The sequence below is a fragment of the Pseudomonas sp. URMO17WK12:I7 genome (assembly GCF_003269045.1).
Classification (GTDB): Bacteria; Pseudomonadota; Gammaproteobacteria; order Pseudomonadales; family Pseudomonadaceae; genus Aquipseudomonas; species Aquipseudomonas putida_J.
The window spans coordinates 42,516-64,975 of sequence record NZ_QLTL01000013.1; the positions used below are offsets into that span (position 1 = coordinate 42,516).

19 protein-coding genes are annotated in these 22,460 nt (G+C 63.7%); 15 read left to right on the top strand and 4 right to left on the bottom strand.

Features of this window, described 5'->3' with window-relative positions; genetic code table 11:
* The first annotated feature begins 2 nt into the window (after positions 1-2).
* From murD to lpxC, 9 genes are all read left to right on the top strand, one after another.
* A complete protein-coding gene (gene murD, locus H040_RS18715) occupies positions 3-1,349 on the top strand; it encodes a UDP-N-acetylmuramoyl-L-alanine--D-glutamate ligase (RefSeq protein ID WP_027917997.1) in 1,347 nt (448 codons plus the stop codon).
* Complete coding sequence (gene ftsW, locus H040_RS18720) at positions 1,346-2,560, top strand: putative lipid II flippase FtsW (RefSeq protein WP_027917996.1); 1,215 nt, start codon at positions 1,346-1,348, stop codon at positions 2,558-2,560. Before murD ends, ftsW begins: the two co-directional genes overlap by 4 nt.
* Positions 2,550-3,629 (top strand): undecaprenyldiphospho-muramoylpentapeptide beta-N-acetylglucosaminyltransferase, encoded by a 1,080-nt coding sequence (murG, locus tag H040_RS18725; RefSeq protein WP_027917995.1) that lies wholly within the window; start codon positions 2,550-2,552, stop codon positions 3,627-3,629. Before ftsW ends, murG begins: the two co-directional genes overlap by 11 nt.
* Entirely contained in the window at positions 3,622-5,070 is a 1,449-nt protein-coding gene (gene murC, locus H040_RS18730; RefSeq protein ID WP_027917994.1) for a UDP-N-acetylmuramate--L-alanine ligase, read from the top strand. Before murG ends, murC begins: the two co-directional genes overlap by 8 nt.
* Complete coding sequence (locus H040_RS18735; protein ID WP_027917993.1) at positions 5,067-6,023, top strand: D-alanine--D-alanine ligase; 957 nt, start codon at positions 5,067-5,069, stop codon at positions 6,021-6,023. The genes murC and H040_RS18735 overlap by 4 nt, the downstream gene beginning before the upstream one ends.
* Before the next feature lie 5 nt (positions 6,024-6,028).
* Positions 6,029-6,898 (top strand): cell division protein FtsQ/DivIB, encoded by an 870-nt coding sequence (locus H040_RS18740; protein ID WP_027917992.1) that lies wholly within the window; start codon positions 6,029-6,031, stop codon positions 6,896-6,898.
* A gap of 14 nt (positions 6,899-6,912) precedes the next feature.
* The gene (gene ftsA, locus H040_RS18745) at positions 6,913-8,175 is read left to right on the top strand and encodes a cell division protein FtsA (RefSeq protein WP_027594020.1); all 1,263 of its coding nucleotides are present in this window, start codon (positions 6,913-6,915) and stop codon (positions 8,173-8,175) included.
* Positions 8,176-8,230: 55 nt separating this feature from the next.
* Positions 8,231-9,427, top strand: a complete 1,197-nt coding sequence (ftsZ, locus tag H040_RS18750) for a cell division protein FtsZ (RefSeq protein ID WP_027917991.1) — start codon at positions 8,231-8,233, stop codon at positions 9,425-9,427.
* 114 nt (positions 9,428-9,541) lie between these two features.
* Positions 9,542-10,453 (top strand): UDP-3-O-acyl-N-acetylglucosamine deacetylase, encoded by a 912-nt coding sequence (gene lpxC / locus H040_RS18755; protein ID WP_027917990.1) that lies wholly within the window; start codon positions 9,542-9,544, stop codon positions 10,451-10,453.
* Positions 10,454-10,505: 52 nt separating this feature from the next.
* Here lpxC and H040_RS18760 read toward each other — a convergent pair whose 3' ends face one another.
* Entirely contained in the window at positions 10,506-10,967 is a 462-nt protein-coding gene (locus tag H040_RS18760) for a DUF721 domain-containing protein (RefSeq protein ID WP_027917989.1), read from the bottom strand.
* A 377-nt stretch (positions 10,968-11,344) separates the two neighbouring features.
* On the opposite strand from H040_RS18760, the gene secA reads away from it, so the two are divergent.
* The 4 genes from secA to H040_RS18780 all read left to right on the top strand — a co-directional run bounded on the left by secA (position 11,345) and on the right by H040_RS18780 (position 17,180).
* Positions 11,345-14,080, top strand: coding sequence for a preprotein translocase subunit SecA (gene secA, locus H040_RS18765; protein WP_027917988.1), 2,736 nt, complete (start codon positions 11,345-11,347; stop codon positions 14,078-14,080).
* A 173-nt stretch (positions 14,081-14,253) separates the two neighbouring features.
* Positions 14,254-15,471, top strand: a complete 1,218-nt coding sequence (gene argJ, locus H040_RS18770; protein WP_027917987.1) for a bifunctional glutamate N-acetyltransferase/amino-acid acetyltransferase ArgJ — start codon at positions 14,254-14,256, stop codon at positions 15,469-15,471.
* 135 nt (positions 15,472-15,606) lie between these two features.
* A complete protein-coding gene (locus H040_RS18775) occupies positions 15,607-16,239 on the top strand; it encodes a glutathione S-transferase family protein (protein ID WP_027917986.1) in 633 nt (210 codons plus the stop codon).
* Entirely contained in the window at positions 16,236-17,180 is a 945-nt protein-coding gene (locus tag H040_RS18780) for a Nudix family hydrolase (protein WP_027917985.1), read from the top strand. Before H040_RS18775 ends, H040_RS18780 begins: the two co-directional genes overlap by 4 nt.
* A gap of 131 nt (positions 17,181-17,311) precedes the next feature.
* Here H040_RS18780 and H040_RS18785 read toward each other — a convergent pair whose 3' ends face one another.
* The 3 genes from H040_RS18785 to H040_RS18795 are packed head-to-tail and all read right to left on the bottom strand — an operon-like array spanning position 17,312 to position 20,858.
* Positions 17,312-17,878: a cob(I)yrinic acid a,c-diamide adenosyltransferase gene (locus H040_RS18785; RefSeq protein WP_027917984.1), complete on the bottom strand. Its 567-nt coding sequence runs from the start codon at positions 17,876-17,878 to the stop codon at positions 17,312-17,314.
* A 1-nt stretch (position 17,879) separates the two neighbouring features.
* A complete protein-coding gene (locus H040_RS18790) occupies positions 17,880-19,910 on the bottom strand; it encodes a sensor histidine kinase (protein WP_027917983.1) in 2,031 nt (676 codons plus the stop codon).
* Between the two features lie 30 nt (positions 19,911-19,940).
* On the bottom strand, positions 19,941-20,858 hold the full coding sequence (locus H040_RS18795) for a putative 2-dehydropantoate 2-reductase (protein WP_027917982.1): 918 nt from the start codon (positions 20,856-20,858) through the stop codon (positions 19,941-19,943).
* A 102-nt stretch (positions 20,859-20,960) separates the two neighbouring features.
* Between H040_RS18795 and H040_RS18800 the strand changes: the two genes are divergently transcribed.
* Entirely contained in the window at positions 20,961-21,446 is a 486-nt protein-coding gene (locus H040_RS18800; protein WP_027917981.1) for a YajQ family cyclic di-GMP-binding protein, read from the top strand.
* Between the two features lie 115 nt (positions 21,447-21,561).
* Complete coding sequence (locus tag H040_RS18805; RefSeq protein ID WP_027917980.1) at positions 21,562-22,404, top strand: mechanosensitive ion channel family protein; 843 nt, start codon at positions 21,562-21,564, stop codon at positions 22,402-22,404.
* Positions 22,405-22,460 lie beyond the last annotated feature (56 nt).

A 22,460-nucleotide genomic window follows, 5' to 3' on the forward strand; every position in this document is an offset into this window, starting at 1 on the left:
GCGTGTCATTGATCGCTTCCGACCAATTCCGCATCGTTGTCGGCCTCGGCAAGAGCGGCATGTCCCTGGTTCGCTTCCTGGCGAACCGGGGCATTGCCTTTGCGGTCGCCGACACCCGTGAGCAACCGCCGGAACTGGAAACCCTGCGCCGTGATTACCCGCAGGTGGAAGTGCGCTGTGGTGAGCTGGACGTGGACTTCCTGTGCCGCGCCAACGAGCTGTACGTGAGCCCGGGTCTGGCCCTTGCCACCCCGGCCCTGCAACAGGCGGCGGCGCGTGGTGTGCAGCTGTCCGGTGACATCGAGCTGTTCGCCCGCCATGCCAAGGCGCCGATCGTGGCGATCAGCGGCTCCAACGCGAAAAGCACCGTCACCACCCTGGTTGGCGAAATGGCCGCCAAGGCCGGCAAGCGCGTTGCCGTGGGCGGCAACCTGGGCACCCCGGCGCTGGACCTGCTGAGCGACGACGTCGAGCTGTATGTGCTGGAACTGTCGAGCTTCCAGCTGGAAACCACCGACCAGCTCAATGCCGAAGTCGCCACCGTGCTGAACATCAGCGAAGACCACATGGACCGCTACAGCGGGCTGCCGGCCTACCACCTGGCCAAGCACCGGATCTTCCGTGGTGCTCGCCAAGTCGTGGTCAACCGCCAGGATGCCCTGAGCCGGCCGCTGCCCGTAGAAGGTCGCCCGTGCTTCACATTCGGCCTGAATCAGCCGGACTTCAAAGCCTTCGGCCTGCGTGAAGTAGATGGCGAGAAGTACCTGGCATACGAATTCGAGACACTGATGCCAGTGCGTGAGCTGAAGGTTCGCGGCGCCCACAACCAGAGCAACGCCCTGGCGGCCTTGGCCCTCGGCCATGCCGCCGGCCTGCCGTTCGCGCCAATGCTCGAAGCGCTGCGTGAGTTCAAGGGCCTGGCCCACCGCTGCCAGTGGATCCGTGAGCGCAATGCGGTCAACTGGTACGACGATTCCAAGGCCACCAACGTCGGTGCTGCGCTGGCGGCGATCGAAGGCCTGGGCGCGGACATCGAAGGCAAGTTGGTGCTGATCGCCGGTGGCGACGGCAAGGGCGCCGATTTCGCCGCACTGCGCGAGCCGGTCAAGCGCTTCTGCCGCGCCGTGGTGTTGCTCGGCCGTGATGCTGAACGGTTGGCCGAGGCGCTGGGTGACGACGTTCCGCTGGTGCGGGTCAAGACCCTGGACGATGCCGTGCAGCAATGTGCCGAACTGGCCGAGGCGGGCGATGCCGTGCTGCTGTCGCCGGCCTGCGCCAGCCTCGACATGTTCAAGAACTTTGAAGAGCGCGGGCGCCTGTTCGCCCAGGCGGCGGGAGGGCTGGCATGATCTTCGGCATCCTCAAGCCGTACCCGTCGCCGCTGATCAGCGGCCGTGGCGTCGACCTCGACTTCGCCATGCTGGCCGGTTGCCTCGCGCTGCTGGGCCTGGGCCTGGTGATGATCACCTCGGCCTCCTCGGAAGTGGCTGCGGTGCAATCGGGCAACCCGCTCTATCACATGTTCCGCCATCTGGTGTACGTGTTCCTCGGCCTGGTTGCCTGTGGCGCGACCATGATGGTGCCGATTGCCACCTGGCAGCGCATGGGCTTCATGATGCTGATCGGCGCCTTCGGCCTGTTGGTGCTGGTGCTGGTGCCAGGTATCGGCCGCGAAGTGAACGGTTCGATGCGCTGGATCGGCTTCAGCTTCTTCAACGTCCAGCCGTCGGAGATCGCCAAGGTCTTCGTGGTCATCTATTTGGCTGGTTACCTGGTACGGCGCCAGACCGAGGTACGCGAAACCTGGATGGGCTTCTTCAAGCCGTTCATCGTGCTGCTGCCGATGGCCGCCCTGCTGCTGATGGAGCCAGACTTCGGTGCCACCGTGGTGATGATGGGGGCCGCCGCCGCGATGCTGTTCCTCGGCGGGGTGGGGCTGTTCCGTTTCAGCCTGATGGTGGTACTGGCGGTGGCTGCGGTGTTCATCCTTGTGCAGGCGCAACCTTACCGGATGGCGCGTCTGATCACCTTCACCGACCCCTGGTCCGACCAGTTCGGTTCCGGCTACCAGCTGACCCAGGCACTGATTGCCTTCGGCCGCGGCGAGTGGCTGGGCGTCGGCCTTGGCAACAGCGTGCAGAAGCAGTTCTACCTGCCTGAAGCACACACTGACTTCGTGTTCTCGGTACTGGCCGAAGAGCTCGGCGTGGTCGGCTCGCTGGTGACCATCGCGCTGTTCGTCTTCGTCACCATTCGCGCGCTGTACATCGGCCTGTGGGCAGAGAAGGCCAAGCAGTTCTTCGCCGCCTACATGGCGTTCGGCCTGGCGTTCCTGTGGATCGGCCAGTTCCTGATCAATATCGGCGTGAACGTCGGCCTGCTGCCGACCAAGGGCCTGACCCTGCCGTTCCTCAGTTACGGTGGTTCGTCGCTGGTGATCTGCTGTGCCTGCGTGGGCTTGCTGTTGCGCATCGAGTGGGAAAGTCGCACGCACCTGGGCAGCGAGGAGCACGAATTCAAAGAAAGTGATTTTGCCGAGGAGACCAATCATGGCCGCTGACGGCAAGAATGTACTGATCATGGCGGGCGGCACAGGGGGCCACGTGTTCCCGGCCCTGGCCTGTGCCCGTGAATTCCAGTCGCGCGGATACACCGTGCACTGGCTGGGCACACCGCGCGGCATCGAGAACGAGCTGGTGCCGCAAGCCGGCTTGCCACTGCACCTGATCCAGGTCAGCGGCCTGCGTGGCAAGGGCAAGCTCTCGTTGCTCAAGGCGCCGTTCACCCTGGTCAAGGCGGTGCTCCAGGCGCGCCGTATCGTGCGCGAGCTCAAGCCCGTGTGCGTGGTCGGCTTCGGCGGCTACGTGACGGGCCCAGGCGGCGTTGCCGCACGGCTGTGTGGGGTGCCGCTGGTGATCCACGAGCAGAACGCCCGCGCCGGCACCACCAACCGTCTGCTGCTGCCGCTGGCGGCGCGTGTCTGCGAAGCCTTCCCGGCGACCTTCGACGCCAGCGACAAGCTGCGTACCACTGGCAACCCGGTGCGCCCGGAGCTGTTCATGGATGCCCTGCGGGCCCCTCTGGCCGAGCGCCGCGCACGCCTGCTGGTGATGGGAGGCAGCCTGGGTGCGGAACCATTGAACAAATTGTTGCCTAAGGCCCTGTCCGAAGTGCCGGCGAACCTGCGCCCAGAGGTGTTCCACCAGGCCGGCAAGCACCATGCGCCAGCCACTGCCGAGCGTTACCGCGAGGCGGGTGTAGAAGCCCAGGTCGAACCGTTCATCAAGGACATGGCCCATGCCTATGGCTGGGCCGATATCGTGGTCTGCCGGGCCGGTGCCCTGACCGTCAGCGAACTCGCGGCGGCGGGCCTGCCTTCGATGCTGGTGCCCTTGCCCCACGCGATCGACGACCACCAGACCCACAATGCCCAATATCTGGCCCGGGAAGGCGCTGCCTTCCTTATGCCACAAGCGACAACTGGCGCAGCGCAACTCGCTGAACGCCTGAACGAGGTGCTGATGCAACCCGAGAAACTCAACACCATGGCTGGCACCGCACGGCGCCTGGCCAAGCCTGCTGCAACCAGCACCGTGGTCGATATCTGCCTGGAGGTGGCCCATGGTTGAAAGCCAGAAAGCCATGCCCCAGCCGAAGATGGGCCGTATCAACCGCATCCACTTCGTCGGTATCGGCGGTGTGGGCATGTGCGGTATCGCTGAAGTGCTGCTGAACCTGGGCTACCAAGTGTCCGGTTCTGACCTCAAGGCGTCGCCGGTCACCGAGCGCCTGGAGTCGTTCGGCGCTGAAATCTTCGTCGGCCACCGCGCCGAGAACGCTGCCAACGCCGATGTGCTGGTGGTGTCCAGTGCGATCAACCCGGCCAACCCGGAAGTCGCCACTGCCCTGGAGCGTCGCATCCCTGTGGTGCCGCGTGCTGAAATGCTCGCCGAGCTGATGCGCTACCGTCACGGCGTGGCGGTTGCCGGTACCCACGGCAAGACCACCACCACCAGCCTGCTGGCCTCGGTGTTCGCTGCCGGCGGCCTGGACCCGACCTTCGTCATCGGTGGCCGCCTGACCGCTGCCGGCACCAACGCGCAGCTGGGCACCAGCCGTTACCTGATTGCCGAAGCCGACGAAAGCGATGCCAGCTTCCTGCACCTGCAGCCGATGGTGGCCGTGGTCACCAACATCGACGCCGACCACATGGCGACCTACGAAGGCGACTTCAACAAGCTGAAGAAGACCTTCGTCGAGTTCCTGCACAACCTGCCGTTCTACGGCCTGGCCGTGATGTGCCTGGACGACCCGGTCGTGCGTGAGATCCTGCCGCAGGTCAAGCGCCCGACCGTTACCTACGGTTTCAGCGAAGAGGCCGACATCCGCGCCATCAATGTGCGTCAGCAGGGCATGCAGACCCACTTCACCGTGCTGCGCCGCGACCGCGAGCCGCTCGAGGTGTCGGTGAACATGCCTGGCAACCACAATGTGCTCAACGCCTTGGCCACCATCGCCATCGCCACCGACGAAGGCATCAGCGATGAAGCCATCGTCCAGGGCCTGTCCGGCTTCCAGGGCGTCGGCCGCCGCTTCCAGGTATACGGCGAACTGCCGGTCGATGGCGGCAGCGTGATGCTGGTCGATGACTACGGCCACCATCCGACCGAAGTGGCCGCAGTGATCAAGGCCGTGCGCGGTGGCTGGCCAAGCCGCCGCCTGGTAATCGTCTACCAGCCGCACCGCTACAGCCGTACCCGCGACCTGTACGACGATTTCGTCCAGGTGCTGGGTGATGCCAACGTGCTGCTGCTGATGGAGGTCTACCCGGCCGGCGAAGAGCCGATCCCCGGTGCCGACAGCCGCCAGCTGTGCCACAGCATCCGCCAGCGCGGCAAGCTGGACCCTATCTACATCGAACGTGGCGCCGAGCTGGCGCCGCTGGTCAAGCCACTGCTGCGCGCTGGCGACATCCTGATCTGCCAGGGTGCCGGTGATGTCGGTGGCCTGGCCCCGCAACTGATGAAAAGCCCGCTGTTCGCTGGCGCCAAGCAGGAGAAGTCGAAATGACCAGCGCCTACGAACAACTGCACTCGACCCTGGACGTGAAAGCGTTCGGCCGCGTGGCCGTGCTGTATGGCGGCAAGAGCGCCGAGCGTGAGGTGTCTCTGAAGTCTGGCGCCGCCGTGCTCGACGCGCTGACCAGCGCCGGTGTCGACGTGGTCGGCATCGACGTCGGTGACGACCTGCTGGCGCGCCTGCAGAACGAGAAGATCGACCGCGCTTTCATCATCCTCCACGGCCGTGGCGGTGAAGACGGCAGCATGCAAGGCCTGCTCGAGTGCCTGGGCATCCCCTACACCGGCAGCGGCATCCTCGCTTCGGCCCTGGCGATGGACAAATTGCGCACCAAGCAGGTGTGGCAGAGCCTGGGTATTCCGACCCCGCGCCACGCGGTACTGGGCAGCGAACACGATTGTGTTGCCGCCGGTACGGAACTGGGCTTCCCGTTGATCGTCAAACCGGCCCATGAAGGCTCCAGCATCGGCATGGCCAAGGTGAACAGCGTGGAAGAGCTGGTCGCCGCCTGGAAGGATGCCGCCCAATACGATTCACAAGTCCTGGTCGAGCAATGGATTCACGGCCCGGAGTTCACCATCGCCGTTCTGCGTGGCCAGGTGCTGCCGCCGATCGCCCTGGGTACTCCGCACGTGTTCTACGACTACGACGCCAAGTACATCGCCAATGACACCCAGTACCGCATCCCGTGCGGCCTGGACAGTGCCAAGGAACAGGAACTGATCGACCTGACCGCGCGCGCCTGCGATGCCATTGGCATCGAAGGCTGGGGCCGGCTGGACGTGATGCAGGACGAGCAGGGCCGGTTCTGGCTGCTCGAAGTCAACACCGCACCGGGCATGACTGATCATAGCCTGGTGCCCATGGCGGCCCGCGCGGCCGGCCTGGACTTCCAGCAACTGGTGCTGGCGATCCTGGCTGAAAGCGTTGCGACGCGAGGTTAACCATCATGCAAGGCGCAATGATACGTCAGCAGCAACCCGTTACCGGCCGTAGCAAGCCGGTGCCGCGCGGTGCCAGCCGACTGGTGGCCGACGAGCCCGTATCGGCGCGCCTGCCGCGGCCCAGCCTGGGCGGCCTCAAGCGCCTGCTGTGGCCGATCGTGCTGGTGGCTGCAGGCTTCGGCGCCTATGAGGGCGCTATCCGCCTGATGCCTTATGCCGACCGGCCGATCACCAAGATCGACGTGCAGGGTGACCTCAGCTACATCAGCCAGCAGTCGGTGCAGCAGCGCATCGCGCCGTATGTGGCGGCGAGCTTCTTCAGCGTCGACCTCACGGCGATGCGTGCCGAGCTCGAGCAGATGCCGTGGATCGCCCACGCCGAAGTGCGCCGGGTGTGGCCGGACGAAGTGGTGATTCGCCTGGAAGAACAGCTGCCGGTGGCACGCTGGGGTGACGAGGCCCTGCTCAACAACCAGGGCCAGGCCTTCACCCCGCGCGAACTGGCCAACTACGAGCACTTGCCGCAGTTGGCCGGCCCGCAGCGCGCTCAGCAACAAGTCATGCAGCAGTATCAGGTATTGAGCCAGATGCTGCGCCCCCTGGGTTTTTCCATCGCTCGCCTGGAGTTGCGTGAGCGTGGCAGCTGGTTCCTGACCACCGGTGCGAGCAGCGCCGGGCCCGGCATCGAGCTGCTGTTGGGGCGCGACCATCTGGTGGAAAAGATGCGCCGTTTCATTGCCATTTACGACAAGACACTCAAAGAGCAGATCACCACTATCGCCCGCATTGATCTGCGTTACTCCAACGGACTTGCCGTTGGCTGGCGGGAACCGAACGCACCGACGACGGCCAAACCCGCCGTTGCGAAGAATTAGAGAGAGGCAGGACCATGGCAAACGCGCATAGCGGCAAAATGATCGTCGGGCTGGACATCGGCACCTCCAAGGTGGTGGCGCTGGTGGGTGAAGTGGGCGAAGACGGCACCCTCGAGATCGTGGGTATTGGTACCCATCCGTCCCGCGGCTTGAAAAAAGGCGTGGTGGTGAACATCGAGTCGACCGTGCAGTCGATCCAGCGCGCGGTGGAAGAAGCCCAGCTGATGGCCGGCTGCCGCATCCACTCGGCGTTCGTCGGCGTGGCTGGCAACCACATCCGCAGCCTGAACTCCCACGGCATCGTCGCCATCCGCGACCGTGAAGTCAGCGTCGCCGACCTCGAGCGTGTGCTCGACGCCGCCCAGGCCGTGGCCATTCCGGCCGACCAGCGCGTGCTGCACACGCTGCCGCAGGACTACGTGATCGACAACCAGGAAGGCGTGCGCGAGCCGCTGGGCATGTCTGGCGTACGTCTGGAAGCCAAGGTCCACGTGGTCACCTGCGCGGTCAACGCCGCGCAGAACATCGAGAAGTGCGTGCGCCGCTGCGGCCTGGAAATCGACGACATCATTCTCGAGCAGCTGGCTTCGGCCTACTCGGTGCTGACCGATGACGAGAAAGAGCTGGGCGTGTGCCTGGTGGACATCGGCGGTGGGACCACCGACATCGCCATCTTCACCGAGGGCGCGATCCGCCACACCGCGGTGATCCCGATTGCCGGCGACCAGGTCACCAACGACATCGCCATGGCCCTGCGTACGCCGACCCAGTACGCCGAAGAAATCAAGATCCGCTACGCCTGCGCCCTGGCCAAACTGGCCGGCGCCGGCGAGACCATCAAGGTGCCGAGCGTGGGTGATCGCCCACCGCGCGAGCTGTCGCGTCAGGCCCTGGCCGAGGTGGTGGAGCCACGTTACGACGAGCTCTTCACCCTGATCCAGGCCGAGCTGCGCCGCAGCGGCTACGAGGACCTGGTGCCAGCCGGCATCGTTCTCACCGGCGGCACCGCGAAGATGGAAGGTGCCGTGGAACTGGCCGAGGAAATCTTCCACATGCCGGTACGCCTGGGCGTCCCGCACAGCGTTCGGGGGCTGAGCGACGTGGTGCGCAACCCGATCTATTCCACCGGCGTGGGCCTGCTCACCTACGGCCTGCTCAAGCAGTCCGAGGACATGGTCCTGACTGGTAACAGCAACAGCAGCAGCAACAGCTATGGCGATGAACCGAAGGCCCCAGTGCTTGAGCGCTTCAAGCGGTGGGTCCAGGGCAACTTCTAAGTTTCAAAGCAGTAGTGGTAGGCGCGACAACTAGAGAACTGTAAGGAGAGGGAAAATGTTCGAGCTCGTAGACAACGTCCCGCAAAGTCCGGTCATCAAGGTGATCGGCGTCGGCGGTGGCGGCGGCAACGCCGTCAACCACATGGTGAAGAGCAGCATCGAAGGCGTCGAGTTCATCTGCGCCAACACCGATGCCCAGGCGCTGAAAAACATCGGCGCACGCACCATCCTGCAACTGGGTACCGGCGTGACCAAGGGTCTGGGTGCCGGTGCCAATCCGGAAGTTGGCCGTCAGGCCGCGCTGGAAGACCGTGAGCGCATCGCCGAGGTGCTGCAGGGCACCAACATGGTGTTCATCACCACCGGCATGGGCGGCGGTACCGGTACCGGTGCGGCGCCGATCATCGCCGAAGTGGCCAAGGAAATGGGCATCCTCACCGTTGCAGTGGTGACCCGTCCGTTCCCGTTCGAGGGCCGCAAACGTATGCAGATCGCCGATGAAGGCATCCGCATGCTGGCTGAGAGCGTCGACTCGCTCATCACCATCCCCAACGAGAAGCTGCTGACCATCCTGGGCAAGGATGCCAGCCTGCTGTCCGCCTTTGCCAAGGCCGACGATGTACTGGCCGGTGCCGTTCGCGGTATCTCCGACATCATCAAGCGCCCGGGCATGATCAACGTCGACTTTGCCGACGTGCGCACCGTCATGGGTGAAATGGGCATGGCGATGATGGGTACTGGCTGCGCCAGCGGCCCGAACCGCGCTCGCGAAGCCACCGAAGCGGCGATCCGCAACCCGCTGCTCGAAGACGTCAACCTGCAGGGCGCCCGCGGCATCCTGGTGAACATCACCGCAGGTCCTGACCTGTCGCTGGGTGAATACTCCGACGTGGGTAGCATCATCGAAGCCTTCGCCTCCGACCACGCCATGGTCAAGGTCGGCACCGTGATCGACCCAGACATGCGCGACGAACTGCACGTGACCGTGGTTGCCACTGGTCTGGGCGCGCGCATCGAAAAACCGGTGAAGGTGGTCGACAACACGCTGCAGACCGCTCAGCAGGTGTATGAATCCTCCAACCCGGCTCCGGTTCGCCAGGAGCAGCCAGCCGTCAACTACCGTGACCTGGAGCGCCCGACCGTAATGCGCAACCAGGCCCACGCAGGTGCTGCCGCGGCAGCTAAACTCAACCCTCAGGATGACCTGGACTACCTCGATATCCCAGCCTTCCTGCGTCGTCAGGCCGATTGATGGAATTTATCAGGGGTATAAGGGTGATTGGTGTTCAGCAAAGGCCGGGTCTGTTATCATCCCCAGCCTTTGTTGATACCTGTTCGCATTATTTGCGCTGAAGCGGCCAATGCCATGATTAGACAACGCACCCTGAAGAATACCATCCGTGCCACGGGCGTCGGCCTGCACTCCGGGGAGAAGGTCTACCTGACCCTCAAGCCTGCGCCTGTCGACACCGGCATCGTCTTCCGTCGCGCCGACCTTGACCCTGTGGTCGAGATCCCGGCGCGTGCGGCCAATGTAGGTGAGACCACCATGTCCACCACGCTGGTCAACGGTGACGTCAAGGTCGATACGGTCGAGCACCTGCTCTCCGCCATGGCGGGCCTGGGCATCGATAACGCCTACGTCGAGCTCTCCGCCTCGGAAGTGCCGATCATGGATGGCAGCGCCGGTCCCTTCGTATTCCTGATTCAGTCTGCCGGCCTGGAAGAGCAGGACGCAGCCAAGAAGTTCATCCGCATCCTGCGCGAAGTGACAGTGGTGGAGGGCGACAAGAGCGCCACCTTCCTGCCATTCGACGGGTTCAAGGTGAGCTTCGAGATCGACTTCGATCACCCGGTCCTCAAGGGCCAGACCCAGAGTGCGGTCGTCGACTTCTCCAGCACCTCGTTCGTGAAAGAGGTCAGCCGCGCCCGTACCTTCGGCTTCATGCGTGACATCGAGTACCTGCGCAAGCACAACCTTGCGTTGGGCGGCAGTGTCGAGAACGCCATCGTGGTCGACGAGACCGGTGTGCTCAACGAAGACGGCCTTCGTTCCGATGACGAATTCGTCAAGCACAAGATCCTCGACGCCATTGGCGACCTCTATCTGCTGGGCAACAGCCTGATCGGCGAGTTCAAGGGCTACAAGTCCGGCCACGCGCTGAACAACCAGCTGCTGCGCAAGCTCATCGAAGAAACCGATGCCTGGGAAGTGGTCACTTTCGAAGATGCCAGCACGGCACCGATCTCGTACATGCGCCCTGTTGCGGCCGTGTAAGTTCGAACACTCTCTAGTTCATTGAGGCCACCTTCGGGTGGCCTTTTTTATTTCAGGGCTTTTCTTTGTTTTGCGCGTGGCTTGCCAACCGTTCCAAGGCAGCACGCAGTTTGGGGTCGGCGATGCCTTCAGCGGAGTCGCGGAGGCTCTCGGCGGCGTAGTTCGACAGTTCGGTCGTATTCGCCCCGCGTTTGGCCGGCACCAGAGGCGGCTGCACCTTGTAGAGAATGCGTTGCAGATTGCCGAACGCTTCCAGGGCCTGCAGCTGGCGCTGCAAGCGCTTTTGCTGGTAGCGCAGGCGGGTGGCCCAGTGGCCGTCGGTGACCACCAGCAGCAGCGTGCCATCGCGCCACGAGGCCACATGGCAATGCTCGCGGGCAGCCGGTTGCAGCTGGCTTTCCAGCAGGCGCTGCAGGTGCGCCAGGCGTTCGGCCTGGTTCAGCAGCAGGCGCAGCGGGCGGTTCTGGCGCAGCAGGGTGGCGGGCGGCTGGGCGGGGGAGGGTTTGAAGGCCATGGTGGTTTGCATGAAGTCACAAGATGGGCAGTCTAACACCTCTGCTGCCTGCGCTGGCCTCTTCGCGGGCCACAGGAAAACACTGCCTTGAGACGCTGATGATCCTGTGGGAGAGGGCTTGCCCGCGAAGCGGCCGGTACAGGCAATACAAAATACGAGCCATTCTCGATACCTTTCATCTTCCTCTGGGTTGAACTCAGGGAAAATGCCCCTATCTTAGAAAAGCCCCCGCCTAAGCGCTGTGCCAGCATCGTGGCAATCGACCACTTTCCTCACCATCGTTTCCGGGTAGAATGCTCGTTCGCATGCGGCCTCAGGGCTGCACGGGCGACTCATGGGGCCGCCCTCCATCCCTACGTGTGGAAGATCCTGCCGATATGTTTGCGCCTTTGTTAAAAAAACTTTTTGGAAGCAAGAACGAGCGTGAAGTCAAACGCATGCTCAAGACGGTAGCTATCGTCAATGCCTTCGAAGAGAAGATGGTGGCCCTCTCCGATGAGCAGCTGCGGGCCAAGACCGCAGAGTTCAAGGAGCGCCTGGCCAAAGGCGAGACGTTGGACCAGTTGCTGCCCGAAGCCTTCGCCGTGGCCCGTGAAGCCGGCAAGCGCGTCATGGGCATGCGCCACTTCGATGTGCAGCTGATCGGCGGCATGACCCTGCACGAGGGCATGATCGCAGAAATGCGTACCGGTGAAGGCAAGACCTTGGTCGGTACCCTGGCCGTCTACCTCAACGCACTGTCCGGCAAGGGCGTGCACGTGGTCACGGTCAACGACTACCTGGCCCGCCGTGACGCCAACTGGATGCGCCCGCTGTACGAATTCCTCGGTCTGTCCGTGGGCATCGTCTCGGCCTTCCAACCGCCTGAAGAAAAGCGCGCCGCTTACGCCGCCGACATCACCTACGGCACCAACAACGAATTCGGTTTCGACTACCTGCGCGACAACATGGCGTTCAGCCAGGAAGAGAAGTTCCAGCGTGAACTCAACTTCGCGGTCATCGACGAAGTCGACTCGATCCTCATCGACGAAGCGCGTACCCCGCTGATCATCTCCGGGCAGGCCGAAGACAGCTCCAAGCTGTACATCGAGATCAACCGCCTGATCCCGCGCCTGACCCAGCACATCGAAGAAGTCGAAGGCCAGGTCACCCAGGAAGGCCACTTCACCATCGACGAGAAGAGCCGCCAGGTCGAGCTCAACGAAGCCGGTCACCAGTTCATCGAAGAGATGCTCACCCAGGCTGGCCTGCTGGCCGAAGGCGAGAGCCTGTACTCGGCGCATAACCTGGGCCTGCTGACCCACGTCTACGCCGGCCTGCGTGCGCACAAGCTGTTCCACCGCAACGTCGAGTACATCGTCCAGGACGGCCAGGTTCTGCTGATCGACGAGCACACCGGCCGTACCATGCCCGGCCGTCGCCTCTCCGAAGGCCTGCACCAGGCCATCGAGGCAAAAGAAAACCTGAACATTCAGGCCGAAAGCCAGACCCTGGCTTCGACCACCTTCCAGAACTACTTCCGCCTGTACAACAAGCTGTCCGGCATGACCGGTACCGCTGACACCGAGGCGTTCGAGTTCGCCCAGATCTACGCCCTCAACGTGATGGTCATTCCGCCGAACAAGCCGCTCGCGCGTAAGGACTTCAACGACCTGGTGTACCTGACCGCCGACGAGAAATACGCCGCGATCATCGCCGACATCAAAGAGAGCATGACCCAGGGCCGCCCGATTCTGGTGGGTACCGCGACCATCGAAACTTCGGAGCACATGTCGAACCTGCTGAAGAAGGAAGGTATCGACCACAAGGTACTGAACGCCAAGTACCACGAGAAGGAAGCCGAGATCATCGCGCAAGCCGGTGCTCCGGGTGCGCTGACCATCGCCACCAACATGGCCGGCCGTGGTACCGACATCCTCCTCGGCGGTAACTGGGAGGCCGAAGTGGCTGCCCTGGAAAACCCTACTCCCGAGCAGATTGCCCAGATCAAGGCCGACTGGCAGAAGCGTCACCAGCAGGTGATTCAAGCCGGTGGCCTGCACGTGATCGCCTCCGAGCGCCACGAATCGCGCCGTATCGACAACCAGCTGCGTGGCCGTTCCGGCCGTCAGGGCGACCCGGGTTCGAGCCGCTTCTACCTGTCGCTGGAAGACAGCCTGATGCGCATCTTCGCCTCCGACCGGGTGAAGAACTTCATGAAGGCGCTGGGCATGCAGTCTGGCGAGGCCATCGAGCACCGCATGGTCACCAATGCCATCGAAAAAGCCCAGCGCAAGGTCGAAGGCCGCAACTTCGACATCCGCAAACAGCTGCTTGAATACGATGACGTGGCCAACGAACAGCGCAAGGTGATCTACCACATGCGCAACAGCCTGCTGGCGGCCGAGAACATTGGCGACACCATCGTCGAGTTCCGCCAGGAAGTGCTGGACGCCACCATCAGTCAGCACATTCCGCCGCAGTCGCTGCCAGAGCAGTGGGACGTGGCCGGCCTCGAAGCGTCGCTGGCCAGCGACTTCGCCATCAAACTGCCGATCCAGCAGTGGCTGGACGAGGACGATCACCTCTACGAGGAGACCCTGCGCGAGAAGCTGTTGAACGAGATCACCACTGCTTACACCGAGAAGGAAGACCAGGCCGGCCTCGAAGCCCTGCGTACCTTCGAGAAGCAGATCCTGCTGCGCGTGCTGGACGACCTGTGGAAAGACCACCTGTCGACCATGGACCACCTGCGTCACGGTATCCACCTGCGTGGTTATGCGCAGAAGAACCCGAAGCAGGAGTACAAGCGCGAGTCGTTCACCCTGTTCCAGGAGCTGCTCGATTCGATCAAGCGCGACACCATCCGCGTGCTGTCGCACGTTCAGGTGCGCCGCGAAGACCCAGCCGAAGAAGAAGCCCGTCTGCGCCGCGAAGCCGAGGAACTGGCCAGCCGCATGCAGTTCCAGCATGCCCCGGCACCAGGCCTTGAAAGCGAGCAGCTGAGCGAGGAGGGCGCCGAAGTGGCCGTGGCCGCTGCCCCGGTGCGCAACGACCAGAAGCTTGGCCGCAACGAACCGTGCTGGTGTGGTTCGGGCAAGAAATTCAAGCATTGCCACGGGCAGATCGAGTGATCTGACCTGCATGGGGCCGCCTTGCGGCCCTATCGCGACACAAGGCCGCTCCCACAGGGACAGCGCACAGCCTAACGCTGCGCAGTCCTATGTGGGAGCGGCCTTGTGTCGCGAAAGGGCCGCGAAGCGGCCCCGCTTTTTGACATCAACCGAATTTTTCTAGGAGCGCTCTAATGGCTGTTGGTCTTGGTCCTTTGCCCACCCTGCACCCGGTTCCGGGTTTTGAACTCGGCATCGCTTCTGCCGGCATCAAGCGCCCCGGGCGCAAGGATGTGGTGGTCATGCGCTGCGCCGAAGGTTCCAGCGTGGCTGGCGTGTTCACCCTCAACGCCTTTTGCGCCGCGCCGGTGATCCTGTCCAAGCAGCGCGTGCAAGGCACTGTGCGCTACCTGCTGACCAACACCGGCAATGCCAACGCCGGTACCGGCGCGCCAGGCCTGGCCGCCGCCGAGCGCACCTGCGCCAAGCTGGCCGAACTGACCGGTGTTCCGGCCGAGTCGGTACTGCCGTTCTCCACCGGTGTGATCGGTGAGCCACTGCCGGTCGAGAAGATCGAAGGCGCGCTGCAGGCCGCCCTGGACAACCTGTCGGAAAACCACTGGGCTGAAGCCGCCACCGGCATCATGACCACCGATACCCTGCCAAAAGGCGCCAGCCGTCAGTTCCAGCACGATGGCGTGACCGTCACCGTGACCGGTATCAGCAAAGGCGCCGGCATGATTCGCCCGAACATGGCCACGATGCTCGGCTACATTGCCACCGACGCCAAGGTCGCCCCGGCGGTGCTCAAGGACCTGATGCTCGACGGCGCCAACAAGTCGTTCAACCGCATCACCATCGACGGCGACACCTCGACCAACGACTGCTGCATGCTGATCGCCACCGGCAAGGCCAATTTGCCGGAAGTGACCGAAGCCAGTGGTGCGCTGTTCGAAGCGCTGAAGAAGGCCGTATTCGAAGTGTGCATGGAAGTGGCCCAGGCCATCGTCCGTGACGGCGAAGGCGCCACCAAGTTCGTCACCGTTCAGGTCAACGGGGGTGGCAACCACCAGGAGTGCCTGGATGTCGGTTACGCCGTGGCCCATTCGCCGCTGATCAAGACCGCGCTGTTCGCCTCCGACCCGAACTGGGGCCGCATTCTGGCTGCTGTGGGCCGTGCAGGTGTGCCGGAGCTGGATGTCAGCCTGATCGACGTGTACCTGGACAGCGTGTGCATCGCCAGCCAGGGCGGCCGCAGCCCGAGCTACACCGAAGCGCAGGGTTCGGCAGTGATGGCGCAGGAAGAGATCACCATCCGTATCGAGCTTGGTCGTGGCCAGTGCAGCGAAACCATCTGGACCACGGACCTGTCCCACGAATACGTGAAGATCAACGCCGAATACCGCACCTGATTCAAAGGGGTGCCGCCTTGCGGCCCATCGCGGATAAATCCGCTCCTACAACGGTTTTGTGGTCCTTGTAGGGGCGGACTTATCCGCGATGGGCCGTAAGGCAGCCCCGATATTCCTAATACATGGAGCCGAACCATGAGCTATCAACTGATCATCGGCGACAAGCTGTATTCCTCCTGGTCACTGCGTGGCGCCCTGGCCCTAGAGCTGGCCGGCGTGCCTTACGAAGAAACGCTGATCAGGCTGAACCAGCCCGACACCCGCAGGCGCATCCTCGCATTCTCCTCCACCGGCAAGGTGCCGCTGCTCAAGACCGAGCATGGGGTGATCGCCGATTCCCTGGCCATTGCCGAATACCTCAACGAACGCCACCCCGAGGCCCAGCTGTGGCCGGCCGACGTGGCCGCCCGTGCCCATGCCCGTTCGGCCTGCGCGCAGATGCACAGTGGCTTCTTCGCCCTGCGCGGTGCCATGCCGTTCGACCTGTCCCGTGACCAGGCGCTGGAAAGCATGCCGTTGGAAGTGCAGGTAGACATCGACCGCATCGTCGCGTTGTGGTCCGAGTGCCGCCTGCTGGCCAAGGACTCTGGCCCGTTCCTGTTCGGCAAGCCGACCCTGGCCGATGCCTTCTTCGCCCCGGTGGCGGTGCGCCTGCGTACCTACCGCGTGGAAGTGCCTGCAGAGGCCGCCACCTATATCGAGACCATTTACCAGTGGCCGGCCTTCAAGGCCTGGCAGCAAGCTGGCCTGGCGGAGCGTGAAGGTTGAAACGGATACAGGTTGTAGCCGCGGTGATCCGCGGTGGTGACGGGCGCATTCTGATTGCCCGCCGCGCTGATACGCAGCACCAGGGTGGCCTTTGGGAATTCCCCGGTGGCAAGGTGGAAGAGGGTGAAGGCGTCGAAGCGGCACTGGCCCGTGAGCTGCGCGAAGAACTGGGCATTGAAGTGACTGCTTCACGCGCACTGATCAAGGTCAGCCACGACTACCCGGACAAGCAGGTGCTGCTGGACGTTCGCGAGGTCGATGCGTTCACCGGTGAGCCCCACGGTGCCGAAGGCCAGCCACTGGCCTGGGTAGCGCCGCGTGACCTGGCGCAATACGAATTCCCTGAGGCCAACAAGCCGATCGTGGCGGCCGCGCGCTTGCCGGATCAGTACTTGATCACGCCGGATGGCCTGGAAGTGCCGGAGATGCTCAAGGGTATCCAGAAGGCCGTAGCCAGTGGTATCCGCCTGATCCAGCTGCGCGCCCCCGACATGTACGACCCCAAGTACCGCGATGTGGCGGTGGACGCGGTGGGGCTGTGCGCCGGCAAGGCGCAGTTGATGCTCAAGGGGCCGCTGGAGTGGCTGGGGGACTTCCCGTCCGCCGGTTGGCACCTGACCGCTGCGCAGCTGCGCAAATATGCAGCCAAAGGCCGCCCGTTCCCCAAGGAGCGTTGGCTGGCAGCGTCGTGCCACAGTGCCGAAGAGTTGGCCTTGGCCGAGCAGATGGGCGTGGACTTCGTCACCCTGTCGCCGGTGCAGGCGACCCAGACCCATCCCGAGGCGGAGCCGCTGGGGTGGGACGAGGCGCAGCGGCTGATCGCGGGCTTCACTCAACCGGTGTTCCTGTTGGGTGGCGTGGGGCCGGGTGAGCGGGAGAAGGCCTGGGAGGCCGGTGCCCAAGGTGTTGCCGGGATACGCGCGTTCTGGCCTGAGGCCTGAGTAGTTGGGGCCGCTTTGCGGCCCATTCGCGACGCAAGGCCGCTCCTACAGGAGATCGCGTTCCGTTGTAGGAGCGGCCTTGCCGGGGCGCCGGACCGGTCGGAATGGGCTGCAAAGCAGCCCCGGCAATATCAGCCTTCAGGTTTGAGTGCAGGCTGCCACAAGACCTCCGCAACCCCCTGCCGCCGCCCGATGATCCGCGCCGCCACGAACAGCAGATCCGATAGCCGGTTGATATACGCCAACCCCACCCCCTCCAACGGCTCCAGCGCATTCAACTGCTGGCAGCGCCGCTCCGCACTGCGCGCCAGGCTACGGCACACATGGGCCTGCGCCACCAGCGCCGAGCCACTGGGCAGGATGAAGTTCTTCAACGGCCCCAGCTCTTCGTTCCACACATCGATCGCCCCTTCCAGCCGCTCTACCTCGGCTTGGTTCAAGGCCTGATAGCTGGGCATCGCCAACTCGCCGCCAAGGTCGAACAAACGATGCTGGCAAGGCGCCAGAACGTTGCTCACTTCATCCAGCCCCAGCTCGGCCAGGCCGGCCAGCAACAGCCCGAGCTGGCTGTTGAGGCTGTCCACTTCACCGATCGCTTCGACCCGCGGGTGGTCCTTGGGCACCCGCCGCCCGTCGCCGAGGCCGGTTTCGCCCTTGTCGCCAGTGCGGGTGTAGATCTTCGACAGGCGATAGCCCATGTCATGCCTCCGTGTGGGTTGCCAGCGCCGCTGGCGGCTGGGCGAGGGGCAGGCGCAGGGTGAAGCAGGTGCCCTGGCCGGGCGTGGACTGCACTTCCATCTGCCCCTTATGGTTGTTGGTGATGATGAAGTATGAAACCGACAGCCCGAGCCCGGTGCCCTGGCCGATTTCCTTGGTGGTGAAGAACGGCTCGAAAGTGCGTTTGCGCACGGTTTCGGGCATGCCGACGCCGTTGTCCTCGACCTGGATCTCCGCCCAAGGTGGGTTGAGCCTGGTGCGCAAGGTGATACGCCCAGGCTCGCTCGGCTGCGGGCGCTGGTGAATGGCCTGGGCGGCGTTTTTCAGCAGGTTCAGCAGTACCTGCTCCAGTTCGTTGGCAGTGCAGGGCACCGGCCCCAGGTTGGGGTCGAACTGGCGGACGATGGCCTGCCCCTTGAAGTCGAAGCCGATGGTCAGGTCGAAGTCGTTACTGGCGATTTCCACGGCCTGGTCGATCAGCGCCGGCAGCTCGCACGGTGCCAGCTGGCGGTTGCTGCGGCGGCTGAAACTGAGCATGTGGGTGACGATCTTCGCCGCACGGGCGCCAGCCTGCTGAATGCCGTCGAGCAGTTGCGGCACTTCGCGGTTCTCCAGGTAGCGGTTGACGCTGGCCAGGTCGATGCCCAGCTCGTCGGCCTGTTCCTGGTTGCGCGGCAGCTCCGGCGACAGGCGCCGGCGGATGTTCTGCACGTTGTGCAGGATCGCGCCCAGCGGGTTGTTGATTTCGTGGGCCATACCGGCCGCCAGGCCTCCCACCGAGAGCATCTTCTCCGACTGCACCATCATCTCTTCCAGCGACAGGCGCTGGGTGATGTCGTCGATACGGATGACCACGCCGCGGCCGCCACCGCCCATCAGCGGGTAGAAGGTCAGGGCGTAGTGGCGCAGGTCCTCGTCCTTGGGCCAGGTGACCCGCTCGATCTTTGCCACCCGGTGCTTTTCAACGCTTTCCTTGAGCTGCGGGAGGAACGGCTTGAGCGGCTCGAAGGCGATGAAGATCGGCTGGTTCAGCGCTTCGTCCAGCGGTGTGCCGGAGAGCACCGTGGCCTCATGGTTCCATTGGGTGACGTAGAGCTGCTCATCGAGGGCAATCAGTGCCGAGGGCATGGAGTCGATGATGCTGTTCAGGTAGTTCTGGAAACCGGTGAGCTTCTTTTCGATCTTGCTGCGTACCTGGACTTCCAGCTCCAGCTTGCGATTGGTGTGGCGGGTTTCTTCGGCCAGGCCCTGGGCCTGATCGTAGGCCGTCTGAAATTCGTCGCGGGCGCGCTTGAGCTGGTGCTCGCGGGCTTCAATGCGCGAAAGCATGGTGTTGAAGGCTTCGGCGAGGCTGCCGATCTCGTCGTCGTTGCCACGGGTGGCGCGCAAGGCATAGCTTTCCTCGCGGGTGACCTGGCGGCTGAGTTCTTCGAGCTGGTTGATTGGCTGGGTGATCAGGCGCTTGATCTGCCGGGCGATGACCATCCACAGCAGGATGCTGAACACGAGAATTGCCAGGCTGGCGCTGAGCGTACCGGTGTAGAACGCCGTGGGCAGTTCGCTGCTGGCCACCAGCAGCAGGTGCGCCGGTGGGCTGGCATCGCGGGGGATGCGGATCAGCTGGGTGCTGCGGAATTCCATCAAGCGCCAGCCGTCGATGTTGCGGTAGCGCTTGGGCAGGGCCAGTGGCTCGCCGTGCTGCAGCTGGGCCAGCATGCTGCCGTCGCCGCCATAGATGGCGGCGGCGCGCAGCGGGGTATAGCTGTTCAGCTCCTTGAGCAGGGCGGTGGCTGTTTCGGTCGAATCGCCAGCACGGGCCGACAGTTGCGGGTTGGCCACCAGCTTGCCGATGGTCTGCAACGCCTGCGGCGCCATGCTCTCCTGGGTGATCCAGTAGGCGGCGCTGATGAAGGTCAGGTTGGCCACCAGCAGGATGGTCACCAGCAGTACCAGCAGGGCCGCCAGCAGTTTCTGCCCGACCGGGAGGTTTTCCAGGCGTTGGCGCAGGCTCATGGGTAAGGCAATGTCCGTATTGGGTTGAGGTCAGGCGCTGGGCAAGCCACGCGCTCGCAGGTTATCGACCAGCCGGTGGTGCAGGTGTTCCAGTTGAGGCAGCAGCATGCCGTGGCGTTCGGCCACCCGGCAGGCGTGGCCCAGCAGGTAGTGCACCTCGGTACGCCGGCCAGCACGCACGTCCTGGTACATGGAAGAGTAGTTGGCGGCAGTGGCCAGGATCACCCGTTGCACTTCTTCATCCAGATCGGTGGCTGCTTCGGGCTGACCGCAGCGGCGCAGCAGCTCGGCCAGTTCCGTGCTCAGCGCCTCGACCTCGCCCAAGTGCCCGAGCAGCCCGCCGTTCTGGCAGTCGTGGAGTACGGTCAGCGGGTTGATGGCGCAGTTCAGCGCCAGCTTGCGCCACAGGCGGGTGAGGATGTCGACGGTCCATTCGCCCGGAATGCCGGCGTCGCTCAGGTCAGCGAACCATTCGGGGGTGGCGGGGTTGGCGGGGTCTCCCAGCCAGTTGAAACCATGGCCGGCGAAACGCACCCGCCAGTCGTCCTCGCGGAACGCGCCTTCGGTACTGGAGGCAAAGATGCAGCGGGCGAGGGGGACCTGGTCGGCGACTTCGTCCTGGCTGCCGAGGCCGTTCTGCAACAGCACGATTTCTGCGCCATCGGCCAGGCGCGGTGCCAGGCGAGCGATGGCGGGGGCCGCATCGTAGGCCTTGCAGGCCACCAGCAGGCGATGAATGGGGCCGCCGGATTCGGCCGTTTCGGCCGGGATGGCGTAGAGGCTGGCCTGGTCCTGCTCGACCAAGGTCAGGCCGCCGGCCAGCTGGTAGGCCTGCAGGCGCTGCACATCACGCAGGATCAGGCGTACCGCCTTGCCGGCGCGAGCCAGGCGGCAGGCCCAGAGGCTGCCGAGGCTACCGGCGCCGAGAATATGCCAGGTGCTGCTCATCTGCGTTTCGCAACCCGTTATAATGAGCCCGCATTTTAACCCTCTAACACCGACACGCTCCATGTTCAGACTGAGCGTGCTTTTATTTTATGGAGAATACCCATGCCTTCGTTCGACGTGGTATCGGAACTGGACAAGCACGAAGTGCAGAATGCGGTCGACAATGCCATCAAGGACCTCGACCGCCGCTATGACCTCAAGGGCAAAGGCAGCTTCGAGTTCAAGGACAAGGAGCAGACCGTGGTGCTGACCGCCGAGGAAGAGTTCCAGCTCGAAGCCATGCTGGAAATCCTGCGCCTGGCGCTGGTCAAGCGCAAGATCGACGTAAAGTGCCTGGAAACCAAAGACCCGTACGCCTCGGGCAAGGAAAAGAAACAGGAAGCCAAGTTCCGCGAAGGCATCGACAAGGACCTGGCCAAGAAGATCGTCGCCACCATCAAGGACGGCAAGCTCAAGGTCCAGGCCGCCATCCAGGGCGAGCAGGTACGTGTCACCGGCAAGAAGCGTGACGACCTGCAGGAAGCCATTGCCTTGCTGCGCACCAAGGAATTTGAAATGCCGCTGCAGTTCAACAACTTCCGCGACTGATCGCAGGGTTGTCCGGAACCCCGATGGCCTAATGATGTCCATGGGGGTTCATGGCCGCTGAATAGCTTGCGGCCTGCTTTATTGTGCACGTGCCGTTCGGCATCAGGAGATGAACATGGATTTGAACGCTGAAGTCGATCAGCTGGTCCGCCAATCCCAGACCTGGCTCCCCTTGATCATGGAGTACGGCAGCCGCCTGCTGCTGGCACTGCTGACCCTGGCGGTCGGCTGGTGGATCATCAACAAGGTCAGCGCCCGCCTGGGCAAGCTGGTAGGCCTGCGCAACGCCGACCTGGCACTGCAAGGCTTCATCAGCACCTTGTCGAACATCGTGCTGAAGGTGCTGCTGTTCGTCAGCGTGGCGTCGATGATCGGCATCGAGACCACCTCGTTCGTCGCAGCCATCGGTGCCGCTGGCCTGGCCATCGGCCTGGCCTTGCAGGGTAGCCTGGCGAACTTCGCCGGTGGCGTGCTGATCCTGATGTTCCGCCCGTTCCGCATTGGCGACTGGATCGAAGCGCAAGGCGTGTCAGGTACCGTCGACAGCATCCAGATCTTCCACACCGTGCTGCGTACCGGTGACAACAAGACGGTAATCATGCCTAACGGTGCCCTGTCCAACGGCATCATCACCAACACCAACCGCCAGCCGACGCGCAAGGTGGTATTCGACGTGGGCGTGGACTACGAGGCCGATCTGCAGCAGGCACGCCAGGTGCTGCTGGAGCTGGCGAAGGACCCACGCGTGCTGCCCGACCCGGCGCCGCAGGCTGTGGTTTCGACCTTGGGCGATAGCTCGATCACCGTGTCGCTGCGCCTGTGGACCAAGACCTCCGACTACTGGGACGTGATGTTCATGCTGAACGAGCACGCCCGTGATCGCTTGCGCGACCAAGGGATCGACATTCCGTTTCCGCAGCGGGTGATCCGCGTGGTGCAGGAGACTGCAGCGCAGTAACCTGATGTGAAGACCGGGGCCGCAAAGCGGCCCCGATTTTTTCTGACCTTACACTT

What these genes read in the sequence shown, in the direction of transcription:
- ftsW (WP_027917996.1), top strand. Translation starts at nt 1,346, where the DNA reads ATGATCTTCGGCATCCTCAAGCCGTACCCGTCGCCGCTGATCAGCGGC.
- murG (WP_027917995.1), top strand. Translation starts at nt 2,550, where the DNA reads ATGGCCGCTGACGGCAAGAATGTACTGATCATGGCGGGCGGCACAGGG.
- murC (WP_027917994.1), top strand. Translation starts at nt 3,622, where the DNA reads ATGGTTGAAAGCCAGAAAGCCATGCCCCAGCCGAAGATGGGCCGTATC.
- H040_RS18735 (WP_027917993.1), top strand. Translation starts at nt 5,067, where the DNA reads ATGACCAGCGCCTACGAACAACTGCACTCGACCCTGGACGTGAAAGCG.
- H040_RS18740 (WP_027917992.1), top strand. Translation starts at nt 6,029, where the DNA reads ATGCAAGGCGCAATGATACGTCAGCAGCAACCCGTTACCGGCCGTAGC.
- ftsA (WP_027594020.1), top strand. Translation starts at nt 6,913, where the DNA reads ATGGCAAACGCGCATAGCGGCAAAATGATCGTCGGGCTGGACATCGGC.
- ftsZ (WP_027917991.1), top strand. Translation starts at nt 8,231, where the DNA reads ATGTTCGAGCTCGTAGACAACGTCCCGCAAAGTCCGGTCATCAAGGTG.
- lpxC (WP_027917990.1), top strand. Translation starts at nt 9,542, where the DNA reads ATGATTAGACAACGCACCCTGAAGAATACCATCCGTGCCACGGGCGTC.
- H040_RS18760 (WP_027917989.1), bottom strand. Translation starts at nt 10,967, where the DNA reads ATGGCCTTCAAACCCTCCCCCGCCCAGCCGCCCGCCACCCTGCTGCGC.
- secA (WP_027917988.1), top strand. Translation starts at nt 11,345, where the DNA reads ATGTTTGCGCCTTTGTTAAAAAAACTTTTTGGAAGCAAGAACGAGCGT.
- argJ (WP_027917987.1), top strand. Translation starts at nt 14,254, where the DNA reads ATGGCTGTTGGTCTTGGTCCTTTGCCCACCCTGCACCCGGTTCCGGGT.
- H040_RS18775 (WP_027917986.1), top strand. Translation starts at nt 15,607, where the DNA reads ATGAGCTATCAACTGATCATCGGCGACAAGCTGTATTCCTCCTGGTCA.
- H040_RS18785 (WP_027917984.1), bottom strand. Translation starts at nt 17,878, where the DNA reads ATGGGCTATCGCCTGTCGAAGATCTACACCCGCACTGGCGACAAGGGC.
- H040_RS18790 (WP_027917983.1), bottom strand. Translation starts at nt 19,910, where the DNA reads ATGAGCCTGCGCCAACGCCTGGAAAACCTCCCGGTCGGGCAGAAACTG.
- H040_RS18795 (WP_027917982.1), bottom strand. Translation starts at nt 20,858, where the DNA reads ATGAGCAGCACCTGGCATATTCTCGGCGCCGGTAGCCTCGGCAGCCTC.
- H040_RS18800 (WP_027917981.1), top strand. Translation starts at nt 20,961, where the DNA reads ATGCCTTCGTTCGACGTGGTATCGGAACTGGACAAGCACGAAGTGCAG.
- H040_RS18805 (WP_027917980.1), top strand. Translation starts at nt 21,562, where the DNA reads ATGGATTTGAACGCTGAAGTCGATCAGCTGGTCCGCCAATCCCAGACC.